The 24,531-nt window shown below is 65.9% G+C and carries 27 protein-coding genes; 16 read left to right on the top strand and 11 right to left on the bottom strand.

Translation table 11 applies throughout. The features are described 5' to 3' along the window. The first annotated feature begins 2 nt into the window (after positions 1-2). The 14 genes from ACT541_RS03090 (at position 3) to ACT541_RS03025 (ending at position 9,752) form a co-directional block, all read left to right on the top strand. Positions 3-431 (top strand): NADH-quinone oxidoreductase subunit B family protein, encoded by a 429-nt coding sequence (locus ACT541_RS03090; RefSeq protein WP_476134181.1) that lies wholly within the window; start codon positions 3-5, stop codon positions 429-431. A gap of 10 nt (positions 432-441) precedes the next feature. Beyond that, on the top strand, positions 442-942 hold the full coding sequence (locus ACT541_RS03085) for a 4Fe-4S binding protein (protein ID WP_476134180.1): 501 nt from the start codon (positions 442-444) through the stop codon (positions 940-942). Beyond that, the gene (locus tag ACT541_RS03080) at positions 939-1,454 is read left to right on the top strand and encodes an NADH-quinone oxidoreductase subunit C (protein WP_476134179.1); all 516 of its coding nucleotides are present in this window, start codon (positions 939-941) and stop codon (positions 1,452-1,454) included. The genes ACT541_RS03085 and ACT541_RS03080 overlap by 4 nt, the downstream gene beginning before the upstream one ends. Then, on the top strand, positions 1,451-2,536 hold the full coding sequence (locus ACT541_RS03075; RefSeq protein ID WP_476134177.1) for a hydrogenase large subunit: 1,086 nt from the start codon (positions 1,451-1,453) through the stop codon (positions 2,534-2,536). The genes ACT541_RS03080 and ACT541_RS03075 overlap by 4 nt, the downstream gene beginning before the upstream one ends. 9 nt (positions 2,537-2,545) lie before the next feature. Next, positions 2,546-2,779, top strand: coding sequence for a HypC/HybG/HupF family hydrogenase formation chaperone (locus tag ACT541_RS03070; protein ID WP_476134176.1), 234 nt, complete (start codon positions 2,546-2,548; stop codon positions 2,777-2,779). Then, complete coding sequence (locus ACT541_RS03065) at positions 2,776-3,228, top strand: hydrogenase maturation nickel metallochaperone HypA/HybF (RefSeq protein ID WP_476134175.1); 453 nt, start codon at positions 2,776-2,778, stop codon at positions 3,226-3,228. Before ACT541_RS03070 ends, ACT541_RS03065 begins: the two co-directional genes overlap by 4 nt. Before the next feature lie 44 nt (positions 3,229-3,272). Further along, complete coding sequence (locus tag ACT541_RS03060) at positions 3,273-3,845, top strand: 4Fe-4S dicluster domain-containing protein (RefSeq protein WP_476134173.1); 573 nt, start codon at positions 3,273-3,275, stop codon at positions 3,843-3,845. A gap of 19 nt (positions 3,846-3,864) precedes the next feature. Further along, complete coding sequence (cooS, locus tag ACT541_RS03055; RefSeq protein WP_476134172.1) at positions 3,865-5,784, top strand: anaerobic carbon-monoxide dehydrogenase catalytic subunit; 1,920 nt, start codon at positions 3,865-3,867, stop codon at positions 5,782-5,784. A 58-nt stretch (positions 5,785-5,842) separates the two neighbouring features. Continuing rightward, positions 5,843-6,646 (top strand): ATP-binding protein, encoded by an 804-nt coding sequence (locus tag ACT541_RS03050; RefSeq protein WP_476134170.1) that lies wholly within the window; start codon positions 5,843-5,845, stop codon positions 6,644-6,646. Further along, positions 6,634-6,834: a CooT family nickel-binding protein gene (locus ACT541_RS03045; protein WP_476134169.1), complete on the top strand. Its 201-nt coding sequence runs from the start codon at positions 6,634-6,636 to the stop codon at positions 6,832-6,834. Before ACT541_RS03050 ends, ACT541_RS03045 begins: the two co-directional genes overlap by 13 nt. Next, entirely contained in the window at positions 6,831-7,106 is a 276-nt protein-coding gene (locus ACT541_RS03040) for a hypothetical protein (protein ID WP_476134167.1), read from the top strand. Before ACT541_RS03045 ends, ACT541_RS03040 begins: the two co-directional genes overlap by 4 nt. Positions 7,107-7,226: 120 nt before the next feature. Continuing rightward, positions 7,227-7,868: a Crp/Fnr family transcriptional regulator gene (locus ACT541_RS03035; RefSeq protein WP_476134165.1), complete on the top strand. Its 642-nt coding sequence runs from the start codon at positions 7,227-7,229 to the stop codon at positions 7,866-7,868. 1 nt (position 7,869) lies between these two features. Beyond that, entirely contained in the window at positions 7,870-8,286 is a 417-nt protein-coding gene (locus ACT541_RS03030) for a hypothetical protein (protein WP_476134164.1), read from the top strand. Positions 8,287-8,291: 5 nt separating this feature from the next. Beyond that, entirely contained in the window at positions 8,292-9,752 is a 1,461-nt protein-coding gene (locus ACT541_RS03025; protein WP_476134162.1) for a methyl-accepting chemotaxis protein, read from the top strand. Positions 9,753-9,825: 73 nt separating this feature from the next. On the opposite strand, the gene ACT541_RS03020 is transcribed toward ACT541_RS03025, so the two are convergent. From ACT541_RS03020 to ACT541_RS03010, 3 genes are all read right to left on the bottom strand, one after another. Further along, complete coding sequence (locus tag ACT541_RS03020) at positions 9,826-10,134, bottom strand: 4Fe-4S dicluster domain-containing protein (protein ID WP_476134160.1); 309 nt, start codon at positions 10,132-10,134, stop codon at positions 9,826-9,828. A 56-nt stretch (positions 10,135-10,190) separates the two neighbouring features. Continuing rightward, a complete protein-coding gene (locus ACT541_RS03015; RefSeq protein WP_476134159.1) occupies positions 10,191-11,102 on the bottom strand; it encodes a DUF3313 domain-containing protein in 912 nt (303 codons plus the stop codon). Between the two features lie 98 nt (positions 11,103-11,200). Continuing rightward, entirely contained in the window at positions 11,201-11,620 is a 420-nt protein-coding gene (locus tag ACT541_RS03010) for a DoxX family protein (RefSeq protein WP_476134158.1), read from the bottom strand. A gap of 126 nt (positions 11,621-11,746) precedes the next feature. Between ACT541_RS03010 and ACT541_RS03005 the strand changes: the two genes are divergently transcribed. Continuing rightward, a complete protein-coding gene (locus tag ACT541_RS03005) occupies positions 11,747-12,730 on the top strand; it encodes a LysR family transcriptional regulator (protein ID WP_476134157.1) in 984 nt (327 codons plus the stop codon). Here ACT541_RS03005 and ACT541_RS03000 read toward each other — a convergent pair. From ACT541_RS03000 to ACT541_RS02990, 3 genes are all read right to left on the bottom strand, one after another. After that, positions 12,717-13,619 (bottom strand): LysR family transcriptional regulator, encoded by a 903-nt coding sequence (locus ACT541_RS03000; protein WP_476134155.1) that lies wholly within the window; start codon positions 13,617-13,619, stop codon positions 12,717-12,719. The two genes, ACT541_RS03005 and ACT541_RS03000, sit on opposite strands and share 14 nt — an antisense overlap. Before the next feature lie 123 nt (positions 13,620-13,742). After that, on the bottom strand, positions 13,743-14,819 hold the full coding sequence (locus ACT541_RS02995; protein ID WP_476134153.1) for a tartrate dehydrogenase: 1,077 nt from the start codon (positions 14,817-14,819) through the stop codon (positions 13,743-13,745). A 25-nt stretch (positions 14,820-14,844) separates the two neighbouring features. Then, the gene (locus tag ACT541_RS02990; protein WP_476134152.1) at positions 14,845-16,149 is read right to left on the bottom strand and encodes an MFS transporter; all 1,305 of its coding nucleotides are present in this window, start codon (positions 16,147-16,149) and stop codon (positions 14,845-14,847) included. Positions 16,150-16,309: 160 nt separating this feature from the next. On the opposite strand from ACT541_RS02990, the gene ACT541_RS02985 reads away from it, so the two are divergent. Next, positions 16,310-17,224 carry a LysR family transcriptional regulator gene (locus ACT541_RS02985; protein WP_476134150.1) on the top strand — a complete coding sequence of 305 codons (915 nt, stop codon included), beginning with the start codon at positions 16,310-16,312 and terminating at the stop codon, positions 17,222-17,224. A 59-nt stretch (positions 17,225-17,283) separates the two neighbouring features. Here the strand turns inward: ACT541_RS02985 and ACT541_RS02980 are convergent, their stop codons facing one another. The 5 genes from ACT541_RS02980 to ACT541_RS02960 form a co-directional block, all read right to left on the bottom strand. Beyond that, on the bottom strand, positions 17,284-18,150 hold the full coding sequence (locus ACT541_RS02980; protein ID WP_476134149.1) for a fumarylacetoacetate hydrolase family protein: 867 nt from the start codon (positions 18,148-18,150) through the stop codon (positions 17,284-17,286). Positions 18,151-18,420: 270 nt separating this feature from the next. Further along, positions 18,421-19,029 (bottom strand): L(+)-tartrate dehydratase subunit beta, encoded by a 609-nt coding sequence (ttdB, locus tag ACT541_RS02975; RefSeq protein ID WP_476134147.1) that lies wholly within the window; start codon positions 19,027-19,029, stop codon positions 18,421-18,423. Then, on the bottom strand, positions 19,026-19,925 hold the full coding sequence (gene ttdA / locus ACT541_RS02970) for a L(+)-tartrate dehydratase subunit alpha (protein ID WP_476134146.1): 900 nt from the start codon (positions 19,923-19,925) through the stop codon (positions 19,026-19,028). Before ttdA ends, ttdB begins: the two co-directional genes overlap by 4 nt. A 37-nt stretch (positions 19,926-19,962) precedes the next feature. Beyond that, positions 19,963-21,264: an MFS transporter gene (locus ACT541_RS02965; RefSeq protein WP_476134144.1), complete on the bottom strand. Its 1,302-nt coding sequence runs from the start codon at positions 21,262-21,264 to the stop codon at positions 19,963-19,965. Positions 21,265-22,747: 1,483 nt separating this feature from the next. After that, positions 22,748-24,190: a hypothetical protein gene (locus ACT541_RS02960; protein WP_476134143.1), complete on the bottom strand. Its 1,443-nt coding sequence runs from the start codon at positions 24,188-24,190 to the stop codon at positions 22,748-22,750. Positions 24,191-24,531: the final 341 nt, after the last annotated feature.

Genomic DNA, 24,531 nt, shown 5'->3' with positions numbered 1-24,531 from the left:
CCATGAGCTTGATGCAGAAGATCTTTCGCCGCTCGCCCTGGCTCTATCGGATCAATGCCGGCTCCTGCAACGGCTGCGATGTCGAGCTGGCGACCACCGCTTGCATTCCGCGCTACGACGTCGAGCGGCTCGGCTGCCAGTACTGCGGCAGTCCCAAACACGCCGACATCGTCCTGATCACCGGTCCGCTCACCGCACGGGTGAAGGACAAGGTGCTCCGCCTCTGGGAGGAGATCCCCGACCCCAAGGTCACCGTCGCCGTCGGCATCTGCCCGATCTCGGGCGGCGTGTTCCGCGACGGCCTGCCGATCGAGGGGCCGATCGATCGGCATCTGCCGGTCGACGTCAATGTCCCCGGATGTCCGCCGCGCCCCCAAGCGATCATCGAAGGCATCGCCCAGGCCATCGCGATCTGGTCCGAGCGTCGATAGGAGCCCAACCATGTCCTTCCTCAAAGTCCTGATGAAGAACCTTTTCGCCGGGCCGTCGACGGTGGCCTACCCCTTCGGACCGGCCGACACGCCGGCGGCCTATCGCGGGCGTGTCGTCTTCGACGCGCAGGCTTGCGTGGGGTGCCGCATGTGCGCCCACGTCTGTCCGGCCGGCGCCATCCGCCTCGAAGATCGGCCCGACGGGCTGCATTTCGGCATCTGGCACAACACCTGTGCCAACTGCGGGATGTGCGCCCACTACTGCCCGACCGACGCGATCCGCCTCTCCGACGATTGGCACCTCGCCCATCCGCAGAGCGAGAAATACGCGATGGCCGATCACGCCGTCGTCCCGTGCGTCCGGTGCACGTCGTGCGGCACCGAGATCGGACCGAGCGCCGACGCCCTGATGCGCCGCGCCTTCCGCGGCGTCGCCAAGCGCACGGAACATCTGACGCGGCTCTGTCCCGACTGTCGCCGCGCGGCCAGCCTCGAGGGAGCCCTGCCATGAACACGACCTCATCCGCCGACGCCATTCTCGACACGACCCGGGCTCTGCCCGGCGGCGTGACCGTCGAACACGGAGCGCACGGTCTGGTGACCGTCTGGGTGCGCCTCGCGGAACGCGGCGCGCTCGCCGCCGCTGCCCGCTCTCTCAAGGCGATCGGCGCGCGCCTCTCGATGGTGACGGCGATGCCGGACGTCGCCGATCCGGGCCACTTCGTCGCCTATCACTTCGACGTCGCCGGCTCGACGGTGACGGTCACCGTCCGTGTCGCCCCGGGCGAGGCGGTCGAGACGATCGTGCCGATCTTCCGCAACGCCGACTGGCACGAACGCGAATTCGCCGAGCTCTACGGCATCGGCCTCGCGGGTCGCCCGACGACGACGAGCCTCTTCCTGGAGGAGCGGCAGTCGGGGCGGCGCCGGAGCGACCTCATTCCCCTGTCGATTCTCGCCAATGCGGCCAGCACCAAGACCCTCTGGGAGACCCTGGAAGCCGCGAAGGAGGCCCGGACATGAACACGTTCCAGATTCCCGTCGGGCCGCTGCACGTGGCACTCGAGGAACCGATGTACTTCCGCATCGACGTCGACGGCGAACGGGTCGCGGCGGTGGAGATCACCGCCGGTCACGTTCACCGCGGCATCGAGCAACTCACCGAGCGTCGGAACTTCTGGCAGAACATCGTGCTCACGGAGCGGGTCTGCTCGCTGTGCTCCAACAGCCATCCGCAGACCTATTGCATGGCGGTCGAGCACATCGCCGGTATCGAGGTGCCGTTGCGGGCACACTACCTTCGCGTCGTCGCCGACGAGATCAAGCGGATCGCCTCGCACATGTTCAACGTGGCGATAATGGCCCATATCGTCGGCTTCGACTCGCTCTTCATGCACGTCATGGAGACCCGCGAGATCATGCAGGACGTCAAGGAGACGATCTTCGGCAACCGCATGGACGTCGCGGCGAACACCATCGGCGGCGTCAAGTACGAGCTTTCGGAAGAGCGCCGCCGATGGCTCGTCGCGCAGCTCGATCTGCTGGAGCCGATCGTGGTCGGCGAGATCACGCCGCTCTACGCGACAGATCGTTCGATCCTGTCGCGCACGCGCGGCGTCGGCGTCATCGGGTACGAAGACTGTCTGAGCCTCGGTCTCGTCGGACCGGTCGCGCGCGGCTCCGGCGTCGACCACGACGTACGCCGCGTCGCGCCCTATGCCGTCTATGCCGCCCTCGACTTCGACGTCGTCACCGAGACGGGCGGCGACGTCTGGTCGCGCGCCATGGTTCGGCTCGGCGAGATCCGGCAGTCGATCCGTATCCTGCGGCAGTGTCTCGACGCGCTGCCCGATGGTCCCGGAGGCGTCGTCGGCTGGCCCACGATCCCCGCCGGCGAAGCGGTCGCCAAGACCGAAGCGCCGCGCGGCGAGGTGGTTTACTATCTCAAGACCGACGGATCGGAGCGGCCGGAGCGTCTGAAGTGGCGCGTTCCCAGCTACATGAACTGGGAGGCCCTCGGCGTGATGATGAAGGACGCGCGGATCTCCGACATTCCGCTCGTCGTCAATTCCATCGACCCCTGCATCTCGTGCACCGAACGGTGAGGCGCGGCCATGTGTCTGGCAACCAACGGACGGGTTCGGGAAATCGTCGACGACGCGCGACGCCTGGTGGTGGTCGACATCGAGGGCCGTCCGCAGACCGTCAACATGACGCTGCTCGTTCCGTCCGAGGAAACGCTCTCGACCTGGATCGGGGCATTGGTCCTCGTTCATGTCGGATTCGCGTTGCGGCGTACCGACGAAGATGAACTGCGGGCCCTCGAGGGCATCCTGCCTATGCCGTGACGGCGTCGCGCCGGCGACAATCTCCCGAATGTCTCGTGGATGACAGACCGTCGACGGAGCCCGCAGCTAACTGGGCAGGTAACGGGCACGATGCCGGAGCCGAGAACATGCACGAGATGGCGATCACGATCGCCCTCGTCGATGTCCTGAACGAGGAGATCGAACGTGAAGGCGGGGGACGTCTCGTCGACGTCGTACTGACCGTCGGAGGGTTGGGAGCCTTGGAGCCGGGGGCGCTCTCCGCCTGCTTCGAAACCGTGGTCGAGGGCACCCCGCTCGAGGGCGCGCGTCTCTCGGTCCGACGTCTGCCGATCCGCATTCACTGCCGACGCTGCGAACGCGACGGCATCTCGAACGAGCATTTCCGCTGCATCGATTGCGGCGGGACGGACGTCGTCGTGCTCGCTTCCGAGCCGATGCGCGTCGAGAGCATGACCATACAGAGGTGAAGTCCAGACGAGCACGACGCGTTTGCGTGCGGAGGACCGAGAAAATGCCGTCTCAACGAGAAAACGAAATCATCTATGCCGATGCCGACCGGTGTCTCACCTGTCATTCCTGCGAGCTGGCCTGCGCCGTGGCGCATGCGGACGGGCACGACATGTTGTCGGCGATCGCCACGCGCGAGCCTCTCGTCGCCCGCAATCACGTCGTCGCCTTCGAAGGCGGCGCCATGCCGATGCAGTGTCGCCAATGCGAGGATGCACCCTGCACCTTCGCCTGTCCGACCGGGGCATGCCGGCAGGCCGACGGGCGCGTCGACATCGTCGAGCAGCACTGCATCGGCTGCAAGCTCTGCGTCATGGTCTGTCCTTTCGGCGCCATCACGGTTCGCTCCGAAGAGCACCATGCCGAGGACGCCTGTACCAACCGGGGCGTCGCCAAGAAGTGCGACCTCTGCATCGACTGGCGCGCCGCCAACGGCAAGAGCGAACCGGCCTGCGTCGAAGCCTGTCCGACCAAGGCCATTCGCGTGATCGATCTCGAGGCCTATCGCGTCGCGCTGCGCGCCGCCCGTGCCCGCGAGATCGCCCAGTCCCATCGTCACATGCGCACTGCCTTCTGATACGCGAGGAAGCCTCCAGATGACCCTCCATGACTGCACCCACTGCTCGTCGGATGCCTGCGCCACGGAAATGCTCCACGTCGCGGAAGCCCGGAGCATCGAAACCGCCTGGCATCGTCATGCGGCCCAACAGCCGCAGTGCGGCTTCGGCTCGTCCGGTCTGTGCTGCCGCATCTGCATGAAGGGGCCGTGCCGGATCGACCCCTTCGGCAACGGGCCGAAGTTCGGTATCTGCGGCGCCGATGCCGACACGATCGTCGCCCGCCACATGGTGCGCATGATGGCGGCCGGCGCGGCGTCTCATTCCGAACACGGCCGCCACATCGCGCTCGCGCTGCGCCATCTCGCCGACGGCCATCTCTCCGACTACCAGATCCGCGACGAGGCGAAGATGCTCGCGGTGGCGGGTCGGCTCGGCGTCGCGACCGAAGGGCGCGCGCTGATGGACGTGGTGCGCGACGTCGCCGACATCACGCTCGGCGACTTCCAGAACCAGGACGAGACGAAGCCCTGCACCTGGCTGACGACCACCTTGCCGCAGAAGCGACTGAAGAAGCTCGGCGATCTCGGCATCCTGCCGCACAACATCGACGCCACCGTCGCCCAGACCATGAGCCGCACCCACATCGGTTGCGATGCCGATCCGACCAATCTGATCCTCGGCGGTCTCCGCGTGGCGATGACCGATCTCGACGGCATGATGCTGGCGACGGAACTTTCGGACGCCCTCTTCGGCACGCCGAAGCCCGTCGTCACCACGGCCAACCTCGGCGTCATCAGGGCCGACGCGGTCAACGTCGCGGTCAACGGCCACAATCCGATCCTGTCGGACGTCATCTGCGAGGTCGCCGCCGACCTCGAAGCCGAGGCGATCGCCGCCGGCGCGCCGGGAGGCATCAACATCATCGGCGTCTGCTGCACCGGCAACGAGGTGATGATGCGTCACGGCATCCCGTTGGCGACCAACTACCTCTCGCAGGAGCTGCCGATCCTGACCGGCGCGCTCGAGGCGATGGTGCTCGACGTGCAGTGCATCATGCCGTCGCTGCCGCGGGTCGCGGAGTGCTATCACACGCTGATCGTCACCACCGACAAGCGCAACAAGATCAAGGGCGCCACTCACGTCGACTTCGTCGAGGAGAAGGCGGTCGAGACGGCGAAGCAGATCCTGCGCATGGCGATCGCCGCCTTCGCGCGGCGCGACAAGAACCGCGTCAACATCCCGAAGCTCGCGCAGCGGGCCATCGCCGGCTTCTCCACCGAGGCGATCGTCGCCGCCCTGACGGCCGTCGACGCGGCCGATCCGCTGAAGCCGATGATCGACAACATCGTCAACGGCAACATCCAGGGTGTCGTCCTGTTCGGCGGCTGCAACAACACCAAGACGCAGCAGGACGCCTCCTATTTCGAGATCGCCACTGCTCTGGCCCGTCGCAACGTGTTGGTCCTGGCGACGGGCTGCGCCGCCGGCGCCCTCGCCAAGGCCGGTCTGATGACGCAGGAGGCGACAGAAAAGCATGCCGGCGAAGGCTTGAAGGCGGTGATGCGCGCCATCGGCGAGGCGGCGGGTCTGGGCGGCCCCCTGCCGCTCGTCCTCCACATGGGGTCCTGTGTCGACAACTCCCGTGCGGTGATCCTGGCGACGGCGCTGGCTGACAAGCTCGGCGTCGATCTCTCCGACCTGCCGGTGGTGGTCTCCGCGCCAGAGGCGATGAGCGAAAAGGCGGTGTCGATCGGCACCTGGGCGGTGACGATCGGCTTCCCGACCCATCTCGGCACCGTGCCGCCGGTCGTCGGATCGGCGACCGTCACCGGTCTGGTCACGGAGACGGCCAAAGACCTGGTCGGCGGCCACTTCATCGTCGAGACCGATCCGACCGCTGCCGCCCGGAAGCTCTTCGCGGCGATCCAGGAGCGTCGCAAGGGCCTCGGCCTCTGAGGATCATCCCCTGACACGGGCCCGGGCGATCCCCCGGGCCCGGGAGAGGACGACGGACATGAAGATCGCGGTTACCGGAAAAGGCGGCGTCGGCAAGTCGACCATCGTCGGCATGCTGGCGCGTGCCATGGCGGAAGACGGTTGGAACGTCATGGCGATCGATGCCGACCCCGACGCCAATCTCGGCTCGGCGATCGGCGTGCCCGCCGACCGCCTCGCCGAAATCGTGCCGATCTCGCGCATGAAGGACCTCGCGCGCGAACGCACGGGTGCCGCCGAGACGGCCGGCAGTCACTTCATCCTCAACCCCCGGGTCGCGGACATGCCCGACGACTTCTGCTTCGAGCATGCAGGCATCAAGCTTCTGCTGATGGGAACCGTCGACCATGCCGGCAGCGGCTGCGTCTGTCCGGAGCACACCCTGGTGCGTACCCTCCTGCGGCATGTCCTGACCCGTCGTCGCGAATGTGTCCTGATCGACATGGAAGCGGGGGTCGAACACTTCGGTCGCGGAACGGTCGAAGCCGTCGACCTTCTCCTGATCGTCGTCGAGCCAGGCAACCGCTCGTTCCAGACGGCGCGGCAGATCGAGAAGTTGGCGCGCGAGCTCGGCATTCTCAGGATCGCGCTCGTCGCCAACAAGGTCGACAGCGATGCCGACGAAGCGTTCGTCCGGGCCGAGGCCGCCGGCTACGAGTTGATCGCGGCTCTGCCGTCCGATCCTGACATCCGGTCGTCGGATCGGATCGGCCGTTGCTGCTACGACCTCTCGGAAGGCGTCCGCGAACGGGCTCGTCAGTTGGCGAACACCATTCTCCAAGACGTCATCGGACATTCGGGGAAGCTGCCATGTGCCTCGTGAAGGTCGAATTCGAAGGGTTCGAACCCGCCTCGAAGCCGTTGAGCGAAGTCGTCGACATCGCCGCCAAGGGGAATGCGGTCGAAGTGACGACGCTCTTCGGCGAGCATCACCTCGTCGAGGAGGCCCGCATCGCGCGCGTCGACCTCACGAACAACGTCGTCGTCCTGTCGAGGAGCGTCCTGCCGTGAACGCCAACGAAATCGCCGACGCGGCCCGCGCACAGGACTTCGAACGTCTGTACGCGTATCTCGTCCATTTTGCCGAACACCTGTCGTCGCATTGCACCGACGTCGCTCGCCGGCGCGCGCAGGTGGAGGAAACGCTCGAGCTGACACGGCTGTTGGACAGGGCGACGACCGATCTGGAGACGTCGTACCGTTCGATGATGGATGTCGTGACGCATCTCTCCGAGTCGATGGACAATCACTCCGAGCATGGACATGATCATCGTCACCTGTGAGAATTCGTGTGTGACTACCTTGTCTCGAATTGTTTCTCCCTAGTGCATTGCCGTCATTCTTCAGATGATTTAAACATTTCGTCTTGGAATGTCCGAAAACGGCAGCGCTGGGAGGCGAGGATGCCGCCGAAATTCAGTATCTCAAACATTCTGACCGGGCCGGTCGGAGACGAGTTCTTTCGGGGTTTCGTTCAAAGAAACTATGCGAAAGGCAGCCTGGTCGCGACCGGGGACATGGACGAGAACGGGATCCTCGTCGTGATGAACGGTCGTCTGCGCATGTTCCTCATCGGCGAGGATCGCGAGCTCAGTCTGTTCTACCTCGGCCCCGGCGACATGTTCTGCATGCATTCGGGTTGCCTCGTCGAGGCGATCGAACCGACCGATCTGCGCATCACCGACATCGCGACCTTCGATCGCAAGCTCCGAGAGAGTCCGCAGATCGCCTGGGCGCTGATTTCGATCCTCGGGCGAGCCCTGGCGTCGTTCCTGCGAACGATCGAAGATCTGATGTTCCATGACATCAAACAGCGGATCGCCCGCTTCTTCATCGATCAGGTGGCGGCAAGCGGTCGAGCTTCGCCGGCCGCGGCCGAAGTCGAAATCCGTCTCACCGTCGAGGAGATCGCCAAGTCGGTCGGATCGTCTCGCCAAGCGACCTCGACGGCGATGAACAGCCTCATCAAGGAAGGTCTCATCAGCCGGCTGCGGCGTGGCGCCTATTCGATCCCGTCGATGGAGCGCCTTCGAGCGATTCGCTGACATGTCGGAACACGCGCCGCTTCTGCCGCGATGGAAACATCACGAGGAATCCCCGAGGGACGGGGCGTCGAGCAAGGCGATCATGCACCTCGGAGACATGTCTGTCGCGGCGCTCCTCGTCTTCGTCTTCGCCCTGCCTCCCGCGGTCATGGCCGTCTGGCCGAGCGACGGCGCGTCTCTTGTCGTCCTCGGCGGCAAGGATCCGCTAGCGACCGTCGTCGAGGCGGGCGGTTCCCTTGTTTCGAGTGCCGATGCGGATCGAGCGATCGTGACCCGCGCTCCGGAAAACGCGCGCGAAGGCTTCGTCGCGAGGCTGCTCGGCGCCGGCGCCGGCATCGTCTTGGCATCACCCGACGATGTCGGCTGTCGGGTCGATCCGCCGCGTTCATTTTCGTCGACCCACGGTCCCAAGGAGTGAATTCGATGCGTGATGCGGGTCTGCTCGAACTGCGGGGAGCCTTCCGGCGTCTCTTCGTCATGGTGCTTCCGGGCTGCGCGGCGATCGCCGCCGCGATCGCCTTCGCTACCGGGCGCCATCTCGTCGCGACCGCCGTCATCGGCGCGCTCTTCGCCGCCGTCGGGTCTGGCGCGCTGGTCGTCGCGGGCGAACGCCCCTGGGCGCGGCAGGCGTCGTCCGGGGCGTTGATGGGGCTGGTCGGCCTCATGGTGCTGGCCACCGCCGGGACGGCTTGGCAGATCGACATGCACATGGCGTTCTTCGCCGCGCTGGCCGTGGTCGCGGGGTGGGTATGCTGGCAGTCGATCGCCGTCGCGGCAGGCGTCGTCGCCGTCCATCATCTTCTGTTGAACTTCGCCTATCCCATGGCCGTCTTCCCCGGAGGAGCGGACTTCGGCCGTGTCGTCGTCCATGCGATCGTCCTGGTCACCCAAGCGGGGACATTGGTGTGGTTGACGCTCAGGCTGGCGCGGTCGTTCGACACCGCGGCGCACGCCGTGCAGGCCGCTCATGCGGCGCGTACGGCGGCGGACGAGGCGGCTGCGAAGGAACGCGCGTTGTTCGCCGGTCAGGATCGGCGCCGCGATGTGATCGAAAGGGCCATCGCGACGTTCGAACGGTCGGTCGCTTCGACGATACGCGACCTCGACGCCCGCGCAGGCGAAATGGACGGGACGGCAAAGGCTCTCGAACTGACGTCGAGGACCACGTCGGAAGAGGTCGTGAATGCAGAGGCGGCATCGAGCCGCGCCACCTCGAGCGTCGACGGCGTGGCGGCTGCCGCCGAGGAGTTGAGTTCGTCGATCGCCGAGATCGCCGGACGCGTCGCGCGTACGGAGGAGATCGTGAGTGCCGCCAATCGGGATGCCGAGGCGGCCAACCACGAGGTCGAGAGTCTCGCCGCCGCGGCAGACAAGATCGGGGACGTCGTCGCGCTCATTCAGAACATCGCGGGGCAGACCAACCTGCTCGCTCTCAACGCGACGATCGAAGCCGCGCGCGCCGGAGATGTCGGCCGGGGCTTCGCCGTCGTCGCTTCCGAAGTGAAGGAACTGGCGAACCAGACGTCCAAGGCGACCGACGAGATCGCCGCACAGATTTCCGAGGTCCAGAACGCGACGGCAGGTGCCGTCGAGGCTATCCGCAAGATCGTCGGTCGCATGGGGGAAATCGACCAGTTGACCAATGCCGTCGTCGTCTCGATCGAACAGCAGAACGACGCGACCCGTGAGATCGCGCAGAATGTCGACGAGGCCGCCACCGGCGTCAAACAGGTCGCAGGTCTTCTCTCCGAGGTGACGAAGGCCGCCGATCGAACCGTCTCCGCGTCGGGAACGGTTTCGAATGGTTCGACGGCCGTCATCGACGCCACGCGCAGGATGCGCCACGACGTCGATTTGTTCTTGGCAGAAGTTCGGTCTGCATGATCGTCGGTGGTCCAGCGTTCGAGTTACCGGCGCATGGTCCGTGCGGCAAGCGAAGCCGATCACGCCGTGTCGATCAGAGGCTCTCCCCCAATGGGCTCCGGCGCAACCTTATCGCGCATTCCGGGCAGGCCTGGACACAGAGGCCGCAGGCGCGACAGGCTTCGGCACGCACCGCATAGGCGACCTTGCCGCCGCGAACCCACAGCTTCAGCTTCTGGAAGAAGCCGAACTCGGCCTTGTCCTGGGCCGCGATCGGCAGGATGTCGAAGACATTCTCCGGGCAGACGTCGGCGCATTCGCCCTTGCCCTCGCAGCGCCCGAAGTCGATCACGGGCAGAAAGGCGCCGGCGGGTTGCCGGCACGTGTCGTCGAGCGTCGTCACGTTTCGATCTCCCGTGGCTCGTCCATGTGTCTCGAGCGGTTGCTCGCTCCGGTGTCTCATCGGGTCGAATTCGTCCCGGCCGCCGCGTCTGCCGACTTGTCGGTCCATTCCGGCGGGGCACCGACGGCACCGGCGACGAGGCCGGGAATGCCCGGTTCGCGGCCGAAGGTGTCGCAGGCGGGGTATTTCGGCTCGCCGCCGAAGAAGGACTTGATCCGGCTCTTCGACGGCAGATCGACATCGATCAGCGACGGCTCTTCGCCCTTGACGATCAGCTTCGAGAAGTCGCTGCCGTAGGAGGCAGCGAGACCATAGGCATCGCCGACTTCCGACACCCGCGGCCCGTTGGTGATCGAGTTCGCGCCGCGCGCCCACACGATCGCAGCCTGCTGCGCGCCGGCGGCGTCGAGCGCCTCGCCCTCGATCGCGATGCCGCCGAGGCCGAAGGGCAGCCGCGGCACGCTCACCGGCAGGACGAAGCTGCTGCCGAACGTAACCGCCGTCGATACCCCCGCGACGACCTTGTCCGTCGGCGTGATGTCGACGACGACGTTGCGGATGGTCAGGTCGGCCGGTTGACTCGACGGGACGACGACGAACCGATCGCTCAAGGCGACGCAGATCGCTCGATCGAGGGCCTGCGCGACGAGCGCGCGGTCTCGGGCCTCGGCGATGCGGGTCGTCGCGGTGGAGGAAAAGACCGTCGGTCGGATACGCACCGTCTTGGCGTTGCCGACGGCGCCTTTCTCGACGAAGGACCGCGACCGGCTCAGGATGCCGCCTTCCTTGCCGAGCCGACCGTAGGTCGAGAGCGTTCCGCCCTCCTGGATCGGCATGTCGGCGCAGGCCGCCAGCAATGCCGCCAACGCCAAGGCGGCGAGCCGTGCGGCGAGGAAGCCGCGCTTCGTCGTCGGATGCCTCCCCCAAGGGGGGCGCCCCGGTACCGGGGCGCCAGGGGGCGGGACCATCAGGGATCGCTCTGCAGTGCCCGGAGTGATCCTGCCGTCGTCCCGATGCGACGCGAACCCCGACGCGCCGGGCGGACCTTCCTTCGATCGACCTTCGTTCATCGACGTGCCGCGCCTCGCAGTTCGTTGCCGCGAACCCAGACGACGAAGATGGCGAGGGCCAGCAGCGTCGCGTTGAAAGGCAATGCCGAGAATTCGCCGCGCACCGCGTGGAAGGGCATGGCGAGCACCTGGATGGCGGCGAGACCGAGGGCAGCGAGCGACGTCAGTTCGCGCCGGATGCCGACGAGCGCGGGGACGACGATGCCGATGGTTCCGGCGAGCTCGCAGATCCCGATGAAGCGGATCAGCCAGACCGGCGTGTCCATCGCCCAAGCGACGCCCATCTGGGCGAGTGCCACCGGGCTCATGAAGGCGTGCATCCCGCCCGCCATCCCGTAGAAGGCGGCGAGCGTCGACTGCGCCGCCCATGATCCGATCATCCATCCGCGTGCCCGGCGCACGGGAGCCATCGCCATGTCCACCATCGTCGTCTCCATCGTTTTCGAGCGGCCTCGAAGGCCGATTGCAGAGAGGCTACGAATTTCTCCACATTTGATCATTGGCGTGGTATTTGATGCTGTATTTCTCATGGAGAAATAATCTTGGATACGCTCCTGAGCCTTCGAGTCTTCGCCGCGGTGGCGGAGCTCAAGAGTTTCTCGGCCGCGGCCGAGCGGACGGGGTTGTCGGCGGCGATGGCGACGAAACACGTCCAGCACCTCGAGCGTCGTGTCGGCGCACGCCTGTTCAACCGGACCAGCCGCACCGTCAGTCTCACCGAAGCCGGCACGCTCTACCTACGCCGCGTCGGCGATCTGCTCGAGGGCCTGGACGACGTCGAGGCGACGTTGGCGGAAACGACCTTGGTGCCGCGCGGGCGGCTGAGGCTGAGCCTGCCGCCCTGGATGGCCAATCCGTCCTTCGTGCGCCTCGTCGCGCACTATGCCGAACGCTTTCCGGAGGTCTTGCTCGATCTCGACCTCGAGGGGCGCATGGTCAATCTCGTCGAGGAGGGGTTCGACCTCGCGCTCAGGGCGACGACCGTCCTCGACGACGGCCTGGTTGCCAGGAGGGTGGGCGAGGTTCGGTTCCACATGGTGGCAGCACCGTCGCTGCTAGAGCGGATCGGAACGCCACGGCGGATCGCGGATCTCGACGGCCTCCCCCTGCTCGCCTACACGCCCGTCATCGCCGGCGGTCGCATTCGGCTGGGCCACGGCGACGAGGCCCGCGAAGTCCGCTTCGCGCCCGTCCTGCAGACCACTCACGAAGGGCTTCTGCATCTGGCGGCGGTCGAGGGGCTGGGCGTGAACTTCGCTCCGAGCCCGTTGGTGGAGGAAGACGTGCGGGCGGGCCGGTTGGTTCGTCTGCTCGGCGACGAGCTGGATCTGAGATCGCCGCTCTTCGCGGTCTATCCCAATCGTGCCCAACTCCCCGCCAAGGTCCGGTCGTTTCTCGACTTTCTGTCGGAATACCGCCAGATCTGGGACGGGCAGTCCGGCCGGCTCGGATCTTTGGCACCAGCGGTCGAACCGGGGCGCGCGACGACGGTCCGATCCGCAGCGAGCGTCGTCATCGATCGATGATCTTGCCGAGAATGTCGAGAATCTCGTTTCTTGTTTCGTCGCGCGTGCCCTTCGACCAGACCAGGGCGAGCGGGAGCCCTTCCAGAGGGCGACCATCGACATCGCAGAGCGGAAGGAAATCGACACCCGGAATCGCGAGCCTCGCGGTGCGATTGGGCACGACTGCGAGCCCCAGATCGGCGCGCACCAGATTGATGATCGTCTGCTTCTCGTCGGCGATCTCGCCGATGCGCGGGGTCAAACCCGCCTCGTGGAAGAGCCTCATCGTCAGATCGTAGCTGTGAGGTCGCGCCTTGCGGTCCGGAACGATGAGCGGCTGATCCGCGATGTCGGCAAGCGTGAGGAAGGGTGCGTCCGCCAAGGGGTGAGACGACCGCAACGCGACGATCGGCGCCTCTTCCAACAAATGGATGAACTCCAGTCGGTCGTCAGGGCGCTCCGGCGGCCGAACGAAGGCCATGTCGAGCGATCCCGTCAGGACTCTCGGCAGCAGCTTGTTTGATTTGTCCTCGTGGACCTGCACGCTCAGCTCCGGATGGATCAGTTTGAGATTGTGAAGCAGCTGGGGGATGAGCCCCGACGCGGCGCTGTCGATGGTGCCGATCTTGACCCTCCTGTCCGGCTTCATGCGGCCGCGCCGACGGAACGTGTCCTCGATCCCCTCGATCCGCAGCAGAACGGCACGTGCCTCGCGAACCAGTTCGTTGCCTTCTCTGGTCAAAGCGACCGAGCGGGTCGTGCGCACGAAGAGCGGCGCGCCCAGCTCGTCCTCGAGCAGCTTGATCCAGCGGCCGAGAGCCGAAGGCAGCATCTCGAGTTTCATGGCGGCATGTCCGAAGTGGAGCTCGTCGGCGACGGCGAGGAAGCACCGCAAGTGCGTGAGTTCCATGTCTTCCTCCCGAGGCCGGTCGGAGTGGCGCCTCCGAACATGTCCGGACAGCCGACGCGCCTTGCCGGCGACGAGGTCTCGTCGCCGGCCTGATGTCGGAGCGGACGGCCGTCGCGCCGTCCGTCAGTCGTTGGCGCCGTCGATGGCGTCGATCATCGCCGCGGTGACGTCGGCGGTCCGCGCGGAACCGCCGAGATCCGGCGTGTGGAAGCGGGGATCGGCGGTCACCCGTTCGATCGCCGTCATCAGACGCTTCGCCGCCGCGGCTTCACCGAGATGCTCGAGCATCATCACCGCCGACCAGAAGGTGCCGATCGGGTTGGCGATGCCCTTGCCCATGATGTCGAAGGCCGAACCGTGAATCGGCTCGAACATGGAGGGGAAGGTGCGTTCCGGATTGAGGTTGGCGGTCGGCGCGATGCCGAGCGAGCCGGCGAGCGCCGCGGCGAGATCCGACAGGATGTCGGCGTGGAGGTTGGTGGCGACGATCGTGTCGATGCTCTCGGGCTTCATCACCATGCGCATGGTCATGGCGTCGACCAGCATCTTGTCCCAGGTCACGTCCGGGAACTCGGCCGCGACCTCGGCGGCAATCTGATCCCACATCACCATCGCGTGGCGCTGGGCGTTGGACTTGGTGACGACGGTCAGGAGCTTGCGAGGGCGGGAGCGGGCGAGCGCGAAGGCGAAGCGCATGATACGCTGCACGCCGGCCCGGGTCAGGATCGAGACGTCGGTCGCCGCCTCGATCGGCAGACCCTGATGGACGCGACCGCCGACGCCGGCATATTCACCTTCCGAATTCTCGCGAACGATCACCCAGTCGAGTTCCTTGTCCTCGACCTTGCGCAGCGGCGAGGTGATGCCCTTGAGGACGCGGGTCGGGCGGACGTTGGCGTATTGATCGAAGGGTTGGCAGATGGCGAGCCTGAGACCCCAGAGCGTCACGTGGTCGGGAATGTCGGGATGCCCGGCCGAGCCGAACAGGATGGCATCGTGGTCGCGGATCTGCTCGCGGCCGTCCTCCGGCATCATGCGGCCGTGCTTCAGGTAATAGTCACCGCCCCAGTCGAAGTGATCGAAGTGGAAGGCGAAGCTCCGTTCTCGGCGGGCCAGTGCCTCGAGGACTTCGACGCCGGCGGACACGACTTCGGTGCCGATGCCGTCGCCCGGAATGGCGGCGATCTTGTAGGTCTTCATGGGTCTTTCTCCGAATGGCAGAGGGTCAGGTACGGTTCGCTTCGGCGACGGCCGCAGCCGTGCGGTTGGCCGAGCGAGCCAGAACGAGCGTGAGGACGGCGGAGACGACGAGGAGGCCGGCGACGAACCACAGGCCGCCGAGGAAGCTGCCGCTGCGATCCTTGATCCAGCCGATCATCGCCGGGCCGACGAAGCCGCCGAGATTGCCGATCGAGTTGATCGTGGCGATGCCGGTCGCGGCGGCCGAACCCGAAAGGAACAGCGTCGGCATGCTCCACAGCGGCGGCTTGGCGCAGCTGATGCCGACGTTCACCAGCACCAGTGCCGTGACCGCACCGAGCACCGTCGAGGAGATGCCGGCCACGACGAGGCCGACGGCGGCGGCGATGCAGGCGATCACCACGTGCCAGGTCCGCTCGTTGCGACGGTCGGAATGCCAGGACCACAGGTACATGGCGACGACGGCGACGGTCGGCGGAATGGCGTTGAGCAGGCCGACCTCGAGATTGCCGAGCCCGAAGCCCTTGATGATCTGTGGCGCCCAGATGCCGAGCGTGTAGAGGCCGGCCGACGTGCCGAAATAGACCAGAGCCAGAGCCAGGACGCGGATGTCGAGAAGGCCGCGCAGGACGCCGACATGGGCGACCGAGGCCTTGGCGGCGGTCTCGGCATTCATGGTCTCGACCAGCCAGGCGCGCTCGTCGTCGGCGAGCCACTTCGCCTGTTCCGGGCGGTCGGTCATGTAGAAGAAGACGACGAAGCCGAGCACGATCGCCGGCGCCGCCTCGAGGAGGAACAGCCACTGCCAGCCCTTGAAGCCGGCGACGCCGTTCATCTCGAGCAACAGCGACGAGATCGGCGAGCCGATCACCACCGACAGCGGCGCCGCCGCCATGAACAGCGAGGTGATCGCCGCGCGACGCCGCGCCGGGAACCAGTAGCTGAGATAGAGGATGATACCTGGAAAGAAGCCGGCCTCCGACGCGCCCAACAGGAAGCGCAGCACGTTGAACGAGGTCGCGTCCCAGACGAAGGCCATCGCGCCCGAGCACAGACCCCAGGTGACCATCACCCGCGCGATCCAGATCCGAGCACCCACCTTGTCGAGAACGATGTTCGAGGGGACTTCGAACAGGAAGTATCCCCAGAAGAAGATGCCGGCACCGAAGCCGAACACCGCCGGCGAGAAGCCGAGGTCCTTGTTCATCGTCAAAGAGGCGAACCCGATGTTCACCCGGTCGATGTAGGCGATGAAGTAAAGGAGCATGATGAATGGCACGATCCGTAGCGCGACACGGCGCATGGTCCTGCTCTCAATGTCGTTCGACATCGTTGCGTCTCCGTTTCCCTGATTTTTTCCTTGTTTCCTTCCTAGTGGAAGGATTGGGGACATCTTGGGCTTGGGAGGCGACGGCGAACAATCGACGATCGATTTTATAAATTTCGTATATAATGCGCCATGCGACCAGGCCGTTCGAGGAGAGGCGAGGGTGGAACTGAACCAGTTGCGATGCTTCGTCGCCGTGGCGGAGGAACTGCATTTCGGTCGTGCCGCACGTAGGCTCGAGCAGCACCCTGCGGCCTTGGGAAGGCACGTGCGCTTGCTCGAGGACGACCTCGGCATTCAGCTCTTCCTGCGCACGACGCGCAACGTCGTGCTGACGGCGGAAGGAGCGTCGTTGCTCGACGAGGCACGCGACCTTCTCGATCGCGCGGCGAAGATCGCCCGACGCTTCCGCGACGGTGCCCGTCAGAAGGCCAGGACGCTGCGTATCGGCGCGATCGACACGGCGGCGGCCGGACTGGTGCCTCGTCTGCTCGGTCTCTTCCGCGAGACGATGCCGGGCGTCACCGTGCAACTGGTCGAGGACAAGACCATTCGGCTGTTGCCGCGGCTCCTGTCGGGGCGTCTCGATCTCGCGTTCGTCCGGCCGCCGGAGCACAAGGGCAGGGAACTCGAGTTTGAAGCCCTCTTCCGCGAGACTGCCGTCGTCGCCGTCACGAGCGGGCACCGTCTGGCGCGGCGCAAGAAGATCTCGGTCTTCGAGTTGGCGGACGAGCCGCTCATCGTTCCGGACCGCCGCTCGCGCCCCCACAGCCACGATCTGACGATGCGCCTCTTCGAACGAGCGGGCCTGCGTCCCGCGATCGCCCAGATCGCCGACGAGAAGCAGACCATCGTGCGTCTCGTCGCGGCCGGTTTCGGCTTCGCGATCGTGCCGCGATGGGCCTCGAAGGTGGCGACGGAGGGCGTTCGATGGGTCCCTCTCGACGTTCCCCGAGGCGAGAGCGATCTGCTGCTCCCCTTGGCGGCCGCGTGGATGCGGGGTGCCCGCGATCCGGTTCGCGACACGCTGCTGGACTTGTTGCGATCCAACATAGCCGCCCTTTCCGCCGACGCCTGATCGAAGCCGAAGCCCGAGCCGATCGGCGCGGTGCTTCGACTTCGCGAGCCGCGCGGGTGTCATTCGGCGGCGAGCATCGTGTCGACGTTCTCGTCTTCGACGACGGTGTTTGCGAGCCGTCCGATCTTCTCGATCATCACTTCGATGCGATCGCCGGGTTTCATGAAGAGCGGCGGACTGCGCTTCTTGCCGACGCCGCCGGGCGAGCCGGTGATGATGACATCGCCGGCCTCGAGCGGTGAGAAGGTCGAGATGTAGGCGATCAGATCCGGGATGCGGTGGATCATGTTGCCGGTCGAATCGTCCTGCACCTTGCAGCCGTTGAGCCAGGTCTCGATTTTCAGCGCATGCGGATCGGGAATCTCGTCGGCGGTGACGAGCCACGGACCGAAGGAGCCGGTGCTGCGCCAGTTTTTCCCGGCCGTGAACCACGAGTGCTGCCAGTCACGCACCGAGCCGTCCATGTAGCAGCTGTAGCCGGCGACATGATCGTAGGCACTTTCCGCCGGAATGCGGAACCCTTCGCGGCCGATGATCACCGCGAGTTCGCCTTCGTAGTCGAATTCTCGGGTCACGCAGGGCTTGACGACCGGCCCGTCGTGACCGGTCTGCGAATGGGGGAAGCGGACGAAGAGCGTCGGCGCGGGATTGGTCTCGGCGAATTCGGCGCGCTTGTCGGCGTAGTTCATGCCGACGCAGAAGATCTTGCCCGGCCGGTCGATCGTCGGAAGAAACGCGATCTCGTCGAGGCCGAAGTCTATCTGGGCGCGGCGGAATGCGGCGGCACGGGAAAGGCCGCCCTTCGCCAGCAACGTCTTGATGTCGGGAAACGTCGCCCCGAGCCGTCGACCGAGGTCGACGATGCCGAGGTCGGTGACCAGGCCATAGGAGTGTCTGGAATCGATATCGAAGTTCGCGAGTTTCATCTTGTTCCTCATGCGTCGGCGAATGCGCGGATCGGGACGCGATGCGTCGCCGTACGAGGCGCGTGACGTCCGAGGATCGGCGCACGGCGAGCACCGTCCTTCGAGCGTGACGACTCGTCGGTTGCATCGGCCTCGGGGGTGGCGAGAGCGCGTGATCGGGTATGTCGCAGTGGTGGCGCGTTCGGTTGCGCCGCCCCTTCGAAGAGCTCGTTCCGTCGATTTCGCGCGACGGAAGGCTAGCGGGAAGCGGGCTCCCCGCTCGCTGCGGCGTCACTTGATGAAGCGGACTTCCGACTTGATCTTGTCGGCGATCGCCGCGCGGCGTTCGTGGAAGACGGCCTTGTTCTTCTCGAACAGGTTGTTGCCCTTGGTGTCGATCGAGATGATCAACGGCCCAAAGTCCTTGACGCGGTTAACCCACAGCGTCTCGGGCATGCCGAGATCCTGCCATTCGGCGCGCTCGATTTCTTCGACGCGCGTCGCCGCGAGAACCGCACATCCGCCGGGGAACACGGCATGAACTGCCTTGTGGGTCCGGCAGCCCTCGACCGTCTCCGGACCCATGCCGCCTTTGCCGACGATCAACTTGACGCCGGTCTCCTCGATGAACTGCTTCTCGAACTTCTCCATGCGCATCGACGTCGTCGGGCCGATCGACACCATTTCGAACTTCTCGTCGTCGAGTTTGCGCACGATCGGCCCGGCGTGGAAGATCGCGAGCCCTTCGAGTGCGACCGGAAGCTCGCGCCCGAGCTCGATGAGGCGGCGGTGAGCGACGTCGCGGCAGGTGACGAGGTGTCCGGTGAGGTAGACGACGTCGCCCACTTCGAGGTCTTCGAGATCTTCGTCCCGGATCGGCGTCTGGAGGACCTTTTTCACAGCACGACTCCTTCATGCGAAAGAATTTCATAGGAGAGATCGGGAGCAAAGCGGATCTGGCCGCGGCGATGCGCCCAGCATCCGGTCGATACGGCGACGCCGATCGTCGAAGGATGTCGGGCCGACTGTTCGACGTTGACGCCCATGACGCTGGCGCTGCCCGTCAGACCCTGGGGCCCGATACCGACGTCGTTGAGCCCCGCTTCGAGCAGCCGTTCGAGTTGTGCGGCACGATCATTGGCGTTCGACGAGTCGACCGGACGCATCAGCGCTTTCTTGGAGAGACGCGCGGCGGTCTCCACTGCGGTCGAAACCCCGACGCCGACGAGGAGCGGCGGGCAGGCATTGACGCCGCGGTTGGTGATGACGTCGAACACGAAGTCGACGACGCCCTCGTAACCTTCGCCCGGCATGAGGACCTTGCCGGCGCCGGGCAGCGTGCAGCCGCCGCCGGCCATGTAGACGTCGATCGTCAGGCGATCGTCGTCGGGCACGATGTCCCAGTCGAGCCAGGGAATGCGGTAGCCGGTATTGTTGCCGGTGTTCTTCTCGTCGAAGGTCTGGACCGAGTTGTGCCGGAGCGGCGCTTTCCTCGTCGCTTCGAGGGTGGCGTCGCGCAGGCAGGATTCGAGTTCGCCGATAAAGGGGAACGCGGCTCCGACGGTGATGAAGTACTGGATCACGCCGGTGTCCTGGCAGCAGGGGCGATCGAGCTTGTCGGCCGCTTCCTGGTTTTCGGCCATCGAATTGTAGATGGCGGTGGCGAGAGGCATGGTCTCGGCCTCCCGCAGTTCGGCGAGTTTCGCCTTGACGTCGGTCGGCAGGCGTTTGCCGATGTAGGCGGTGAACTTCGCCATGACGTCGGTCAGCGTGGCGACCGCTTCAGTCCGTTCCACGGGTCTTCTCCTTGATTGGGACGATGGATGGCCGAGATCACTCGGCAGGTTCGACGGCGACGGTCGGAGCCTTTCCGGCCGAACGGGCGAGGACGAGGGTCAGCACGGCCGACAGAACGAGCAGCGCGGCGACGAAGTACAGGCCGCCGAGGTAGCTGCCGCTCCAGTCCTTGATCCAGCCGATCATCGCGGGGCCGGCGAAGCCGCCGAGGTTGCCGAAGGAGTTGATGGCAGCGATGCCGGCCGCGGCGGCGGAGCCCGACAGGAACATCGTGGGCATGCTCCACAGCGGGGGCTTGGCGCAGCTGATGCCGATGTTGACGAGCGTCAGCGCCCCGATCACGCCGATCACGCCGTTGGTGACGCCGGCCCAGAACAGCCCGGCCGCCGCGAGCAGGCAGGCCAGCACCACGTGCCAGGGGCGTTCCCCGGTGCGATCGGAGTGGCGCGCCCACCAGATCATGGCGACGACCGAGGCCGTCGGCGGGACCATGTTGAGCAGCCCCACCATCATCGACGAGACGCCGAGTTGCTTGATGATGATCGGAGCCCAGATGCCGAGCGTGTAGAGTCCGGCGGACGTCCCGAAGTAGACGAGGCTCAGCGCGATGACCCGGGGATCGGCGAGGCCGCGCAGGATCGAATGGCTGGCGTGACCGGCCTTCTTCGCATGCTCGGCATTCATTTCGGCGACGAGCCAACGCTTCTGGTCTTCAGGCAACCATTTGGCGAGTTCCGGTCGGTCGGTCATGTAGAAGAACACGACGAAGCCCAGCGCCACGGCCGGGACGGCCTCGGTGATGAAGAGCCATTGCCAGCCCGCCATGCCCATGATGCCGTTCATCTCGAGCAGCGCGGCGGCGAGCGGCGATCCCAACGCCGTGGAGATCGGCGCAGCCGCCATGAAAAGCGCGGTCACGCCAGCGCGATGGCGGGCCGGGAACCAGTAGCTCAGGTAGAGAATGATGCCGGGAAAGAACCCGGCTTCGGCGACGCCGAGAAGAAAGCGGACCGCATAGAAGCTGTTCGGGCCGACGATGAACGCGTTGGCACCCGAGATGATGCCCCAGGTGATCATCACGCGCGTGATCCACATCCGCGCGCCCACCCTCTCGAGGATCAGATTGGAGGGAATCTCGAACAGAAAATAGCCGAGAAAGAAGATGCCGGCGCCGAAGCCATAGACACTGGCGGAGAAGCCGAGATCTTTGTTCATCGTCAGTGCCGCGAACGAGATGTGAACGCGATTCATGAAGGCGATGAAGTAGAGAAGCATGATGAATGGGACGATGCGCAAGGCGATGCGCGCGATTGTTCGCCTTTCCAATTCTTCCGACATGATTTTTCTCCCTGATCATTCCGAGTGGGGCGTAAGTAAATGCCCCAATATTCGGAATAAATATTACAGGGATCGACGCGGGACTTAATTCTTGCGCGATTATACAAATATTGCGAATAGTCTATCGGTTCGGAGCTGAGCGCATGCCGAACCGAGGATCGGATTGCAAACTCCGTGTGGTGCCAGGTCGACGCGACGTCTCGTGGACCGGGCGGGGAACGGAAGTGTGCATTTTGTATTACGACCCGTTGGGGTGTTCTATTCTCGAGGTCATTAGGCACTCGATAGGTTGAGCATCCGCTTGCCGGGCGATGTGATCTGGCCTGCTGCTGGTTTCTCTGACACCGAGTTCGAGTGTCGAGCAGGGTCCTGCCGAGAGACGAGCCAACGACGGTTTCGATATTCGGCGCCGCCGTCTCGCTTCCCTGCTTGGCCACCTATGCGATACTGCGCTTCCCTGCATGCTCTGCATCAATTCCCTGTTTGAGAGCTCAGGGAATTCGGGCATATCCATCTGAATTAACACGCATTTCAGATGCCGGTTGGATCCAGTGCCGGCTGGTTCGGCGTAGTTTCCCTGCGATTTCCCTGCAAGCAGGGAATTCGGAGACCGGTTCGCGTTCGACTGCGTCCACCGCCATAAGCCTTCGCCGATAGCGGGCTTTTTTGCGTTCTGCCCACCGAGCGGAATTGTCTCGGCGCGTCCGTGGGGCCTGTGGGCCTGTGCCGCGAAACCACCTCGGTACTGGATCGCAGTCCGGTGACGCCCGAAGCCTCGATTGGGCCTTTGGGGTACATTTTCTCGTCGTCGCGCGTTTCCGAGCCCCGCCGGAACGATGAACCTCGCCTGGCGCTGCAGAGCACAGGGTGTCGCGATCGTGGCAAGCGATGTGCGGACGGTGCCGGGACCCGAGGCTGCGCCGCTGTCTGGCCCACCGGCGTTGCCGCGAACACCACCGCGAGCCCATTCGGCCATCCGTTCGAACTCCGCGGGGCTGACGGAGCCGATCGTCGAGTGCCGGCGTTCGGGTCGTAGAAGCGTTCGACGTGGTCGAACAGGTCGGCTCGCGCTTGGTCGTGCGGGTCCGGCAGATTTTCCACGGACACGTTCCGTCTTCAGCGACGAGAAGAAGCTCTCCGTCGCCGAGATGTCCCGGACTTTCCCGGCCCGGTTCATCGAACGAGAGGCGCCCGCCTCGGCGAACAGGCGCTGAAACGTCTCGCTGGCGTATCGGCGGCCGCGGTCGAAATGGTGCGGCAGCACGCCCGGTCTTCCTCGCCGACAGATCGCCATGACGAGGCGCCGGTGACGAGTTGCGCCGTCACCGACGCATTCATCGACCCGCCGACGGCGCTTCGATCGCCGCCACGACGTGGAGTCGGCCTTCCGCCGTCCAAGGATGTCGCGCTCCGCTTCGAGCCTGGTGACGGTGCCTCCGAGTTTCGTCCGGTTCAGGGTTCGCGCTGGCGGTTGGGCGCCGTCTCAGCGCCCGACCGGACCCTCGCGGGCCCGGCGCGCGACGAGGTCGCGCAGCTCCGTCTCGAACGACTGCAACGCCGGGTCGACCGCGCCCGCCCGCTCGACGGTCTGAGTCTTCGTCCAACGCGCCGCGATGTCGAAGCCTTCCCGGACACAGAAGAGACCGAAGGCGCTTTCGATACCCGCGACGATGCCGAACAGCACGCCATACAACATGCGCCGGTCGAGGATCAGGCGGCGGCGGGCCGGCTCGACGATCCGCAGCCGATCGACGACGCGGACCTTGAGCGCCGCCCAGGCGACGAGGAGGTCGCGCCCACGCACGGCCGCCGCGACGCGCAGGAGCGCGACCCCCGCGAGAGCGACGGTCGCGACGAGCAGCGAGGCGGTGCCGGCGTGGGCCGGATCGTAGTGGACGAGCGTCAGGCTCATCGCCCAGAACTCGGCGACGAGCACCGGCAGGCCGATCATCGGCGAACCGTAGCGCCAGAAGACCGCGCCCGGCGCGGCGAAGAGCCAGATGTCGACGACATGGCGGCGGCCGGTCCCCTCGTGCCGCTCCCGCCAATGCCGGGCGACGACGTCGTGCAACAGCCCCGCCTCGAGATCGGCCAGGGGCAGATTCGGATATCCGTTCGCATCGCGATAGGCCGAAGCGCCGACGTCGCGGCGGCGTTCGGCATCGGAGATCGCACGGGCGAAGTCGAGCCATCGGCGATGGCGGTTCCGGGCCTTTTCGACCGGGTCGCCGGGCCGCGCCGGGATCGGCTGCGACAGGCCGACCAGCGGCTCGATCGCCGCGACGACCGCCGCCGGGCCGAGCCCGTTCGTCAGATCGACATGCGATCCGTGGATCGCGCGCGGCAGTCGTTCGGCGATCCGCAGCAGCGTGACGGCCCGACATTCCTTGCGCTCCGCCGGCGCCAGTGCCTTCCAGGCCGGCTCCAGCGACAGCCAGTCGGCGACGCGCCAGGGAAAACCCGCCGGCGTGCGCCCCTCGATCGGCACGAGCGGATCGTCGGCACCGACCAACCGGCCGAGCACCGCGAGATAGGCCCGCTCCGCCGGTCCACGGTCGGCGAGCTGCCGCGTCCGCAACGCGAGTTCGCTCCAGCCGAGATAGGCCTCGGCGCCACCGAAGCCGAGATGGCGGACGAGCATCGTCTGGTCGGTCGAATATTCGAAGCGCGCCTCCACCAGTGCCACCACCACCAGCGGACCGTGGTCGGCGGCGATCTGGTCGCGTGCTTCCTCGCGCGGCCCGATCCTGGGCGGCGGCGGCAGCAGCGGCAGCGCCCAGGCGAGAATGCGGTCGCGCAGCGCCCGAACCTCGTCGATCCGCGCCTCGGTCGCCGCGTCGAGGAGCGATCGCCACCATGCCCCCGCCCATTTCGCATCGAGGCCGGTGGGCTCGCGCCCCTCCATATCCCGCACGATCACGAGCATGGGGGGGAAGACTGCGTCGAAGGTCTCGAGAACCGACGGGGCGACGCGCGGCTCGATCTCGGACGAGACCTCGGGTGGGGCAGTCGGTGCCGGGGAAGGCGATACCGAAAAGGGTGGGGACGGAGGCCGATCGACGGACGATGCGTCGGCACTCGGTTCGCCGACGTCCACGGTCTCGACCAAGGGCTTCCTCGCTCGCGCCAGAGCAGCGTCGCGCGCCTCGACGAGCGCCTGGAAGCCCGCCGGATCCTCGTCGGGCCGGTGGGTCCTCAGAGCTTTGGCATAGGCGCGGCGGATGGCAGCCGGATCGTCTGTGGCGGCGATGCCGAGAAGAGCCCAGG

Source organism: Pinisolibacter sp. DMC100 (assembly GCF_056313705.1).
Note: the sequence above shows the minus strand (reverse complement) of the source record. Positions and strands in the feature narration are given on the sequence as shown.

What these genes read in the sequence shown, in the direction of transcription:
- ACT541_RS03075 (WP_476134177.1), top strand. Translation starts at nt 1,451, where the DNA reads ATGAACACGTTCCAGATTCCCGTCGGGCCGCTGCACGTGGCACTCGAG.
- cooS (WP_476134172.1), top strand. Translation starts at nt 3,865, where the DNA reads ATGACCCTCCATGACTGCACCCACTGCTCGTCGGATGCCTGCGCCACG.
- ACT541_RS03035 (WP_476134165.1), top strand. Translation starts at nt 7,227, where the DNA reads ATGCCGCCGAAATTCAGTATCTCAAACATTCTGACCGGGCCGGTCGGA.
- ACT541_RS03000 (WP_476134155.1), bottom strand. Translation starts at nt 13,619, where the DNA reads ATGGAACTCACGCACTTGCGGTGCTTCCTCGCCGTCGCCGACGAGCTC.
- ACT541_RS02980 (WP_476134149.1), bottom strand. Translation starts at nt 18,150, where the DNA reads ATGAAACTCGCGAACTTCGATATCGATTCCAGACACTCCTATGGCCTG.
- ACT541_RS03085 (WP_476134180.1), top strand. Translation starts at nt 442, where the DNA reads ATGTCCTTCCTCAAAGTCCTGATGAAGAACCTTTTCGCCGGGCCGTCG.
- ACT541_RS03080 (WP_476134179.1), top strand. Translation starts at nt 939, where the DNA reads ATGAACACGACCTCATCCGCCGACGCCATTCTCGACACGACCCGGGCT.
- ACT541_RS03030 (WP_476134164.1), top strand. Translation starts at nt 7,870, where the DNA reads ATGTCGGAACACGCGCCGCTTCTGCCGCGATGGAAACATCACGAGGAA.
- ACT541_RS03045 (WP_476134169.1), top strand. Translation starts at nt 6,634, where the DNA reads ATGTGCCTCGTGAAGGTCGAATTCGAAGGGTTCGAACCCGCCTCGAAG.
- ACT541_RS03050 (WP_476134170.1), top strand. Translation starts at nt 5,843, where the DNA reads ATGAAGATCGCGGTTACCGGAAAAGGCGGCGTCGGCAAGTCGACCATC.
- ACT541_RS03025 (WP_476134162.1), top strand. Translation starts at nt 8,292, where the DNA reads ATGCGTGATGCGGGTCTGCTCGAACTGCGGGGAGCCTTCCGGCGTCTC.
- ACT541_RS03060 (WP_476134173.1), top strand. Translation starts at nt 3,273, where the DNA reads ATGCCGTCTCAACGAGAAAACGAAATCATCTATGCCGATGCCGACCGG.
- ACT541_RS02990 (WP_476134152.1), bottom strand. Translation starts at nt 16,149, where the DNA reads ATGTCGAACGACATTGAGAGCAGGACCATGCGCCGTGTCGCGCTACGG.
- ACT541_RS03070 (WP_476134176.1), top strand. Translation starts at nt 2,546, where the DNA reads ATGTGTCTGGCAACCAACGGACGGGTTCGGGAAATCGTCGACGACGCG.
- ACT541_RS02965 (WP_476134144.1), bottom strand. Translation starts at nt 21,264, where the DNA reads ATGTCGGAAGAATTGGAAAGGCGAACAATCGCGCGCATCGCCTTGCGC.
- ACT541_RS03090 (WP_476134181.1), top strand. Translation starts at nt 3, where the DNA reads ATGAGCTTGATGCAGAAGATCTTTCGCCGCTCGCCCTGGCTCTATCGG.
- ACT541_RS02995 (WP_476134153.1), bottom strand. Translation starts at nt 14,819, where the DNA reads ATGAAGACCTACAAGATCGCCGCCATTCCGGGCGACGGCATCGGCACC.
- ACT541_RS03015 (WP_476134159.1), bottom strand. Translation starts at nt 11,102, where the DNA reads ATGGTCCCGCCCCCTGGCGCCCCGGTACCGGGGCGCCCCCCTTGGGGG.
- ACT541_RS02960 (WP_476134143.1), bottom strand. Translation starts at nt 24,190, where the DNA reads ATGCTCGTGATCGTGCGGGATATGGAGGGGCGCGAGCCCACCGGCCTC.
- ACT541_RS03010 (WP_476134158.1), bottom strand. Translation starts at nt 11,620, where the DNA reads ATGGCGATGGCTCCCGTGCGCCGGGCACGCGGATGGATGATCGGATCA.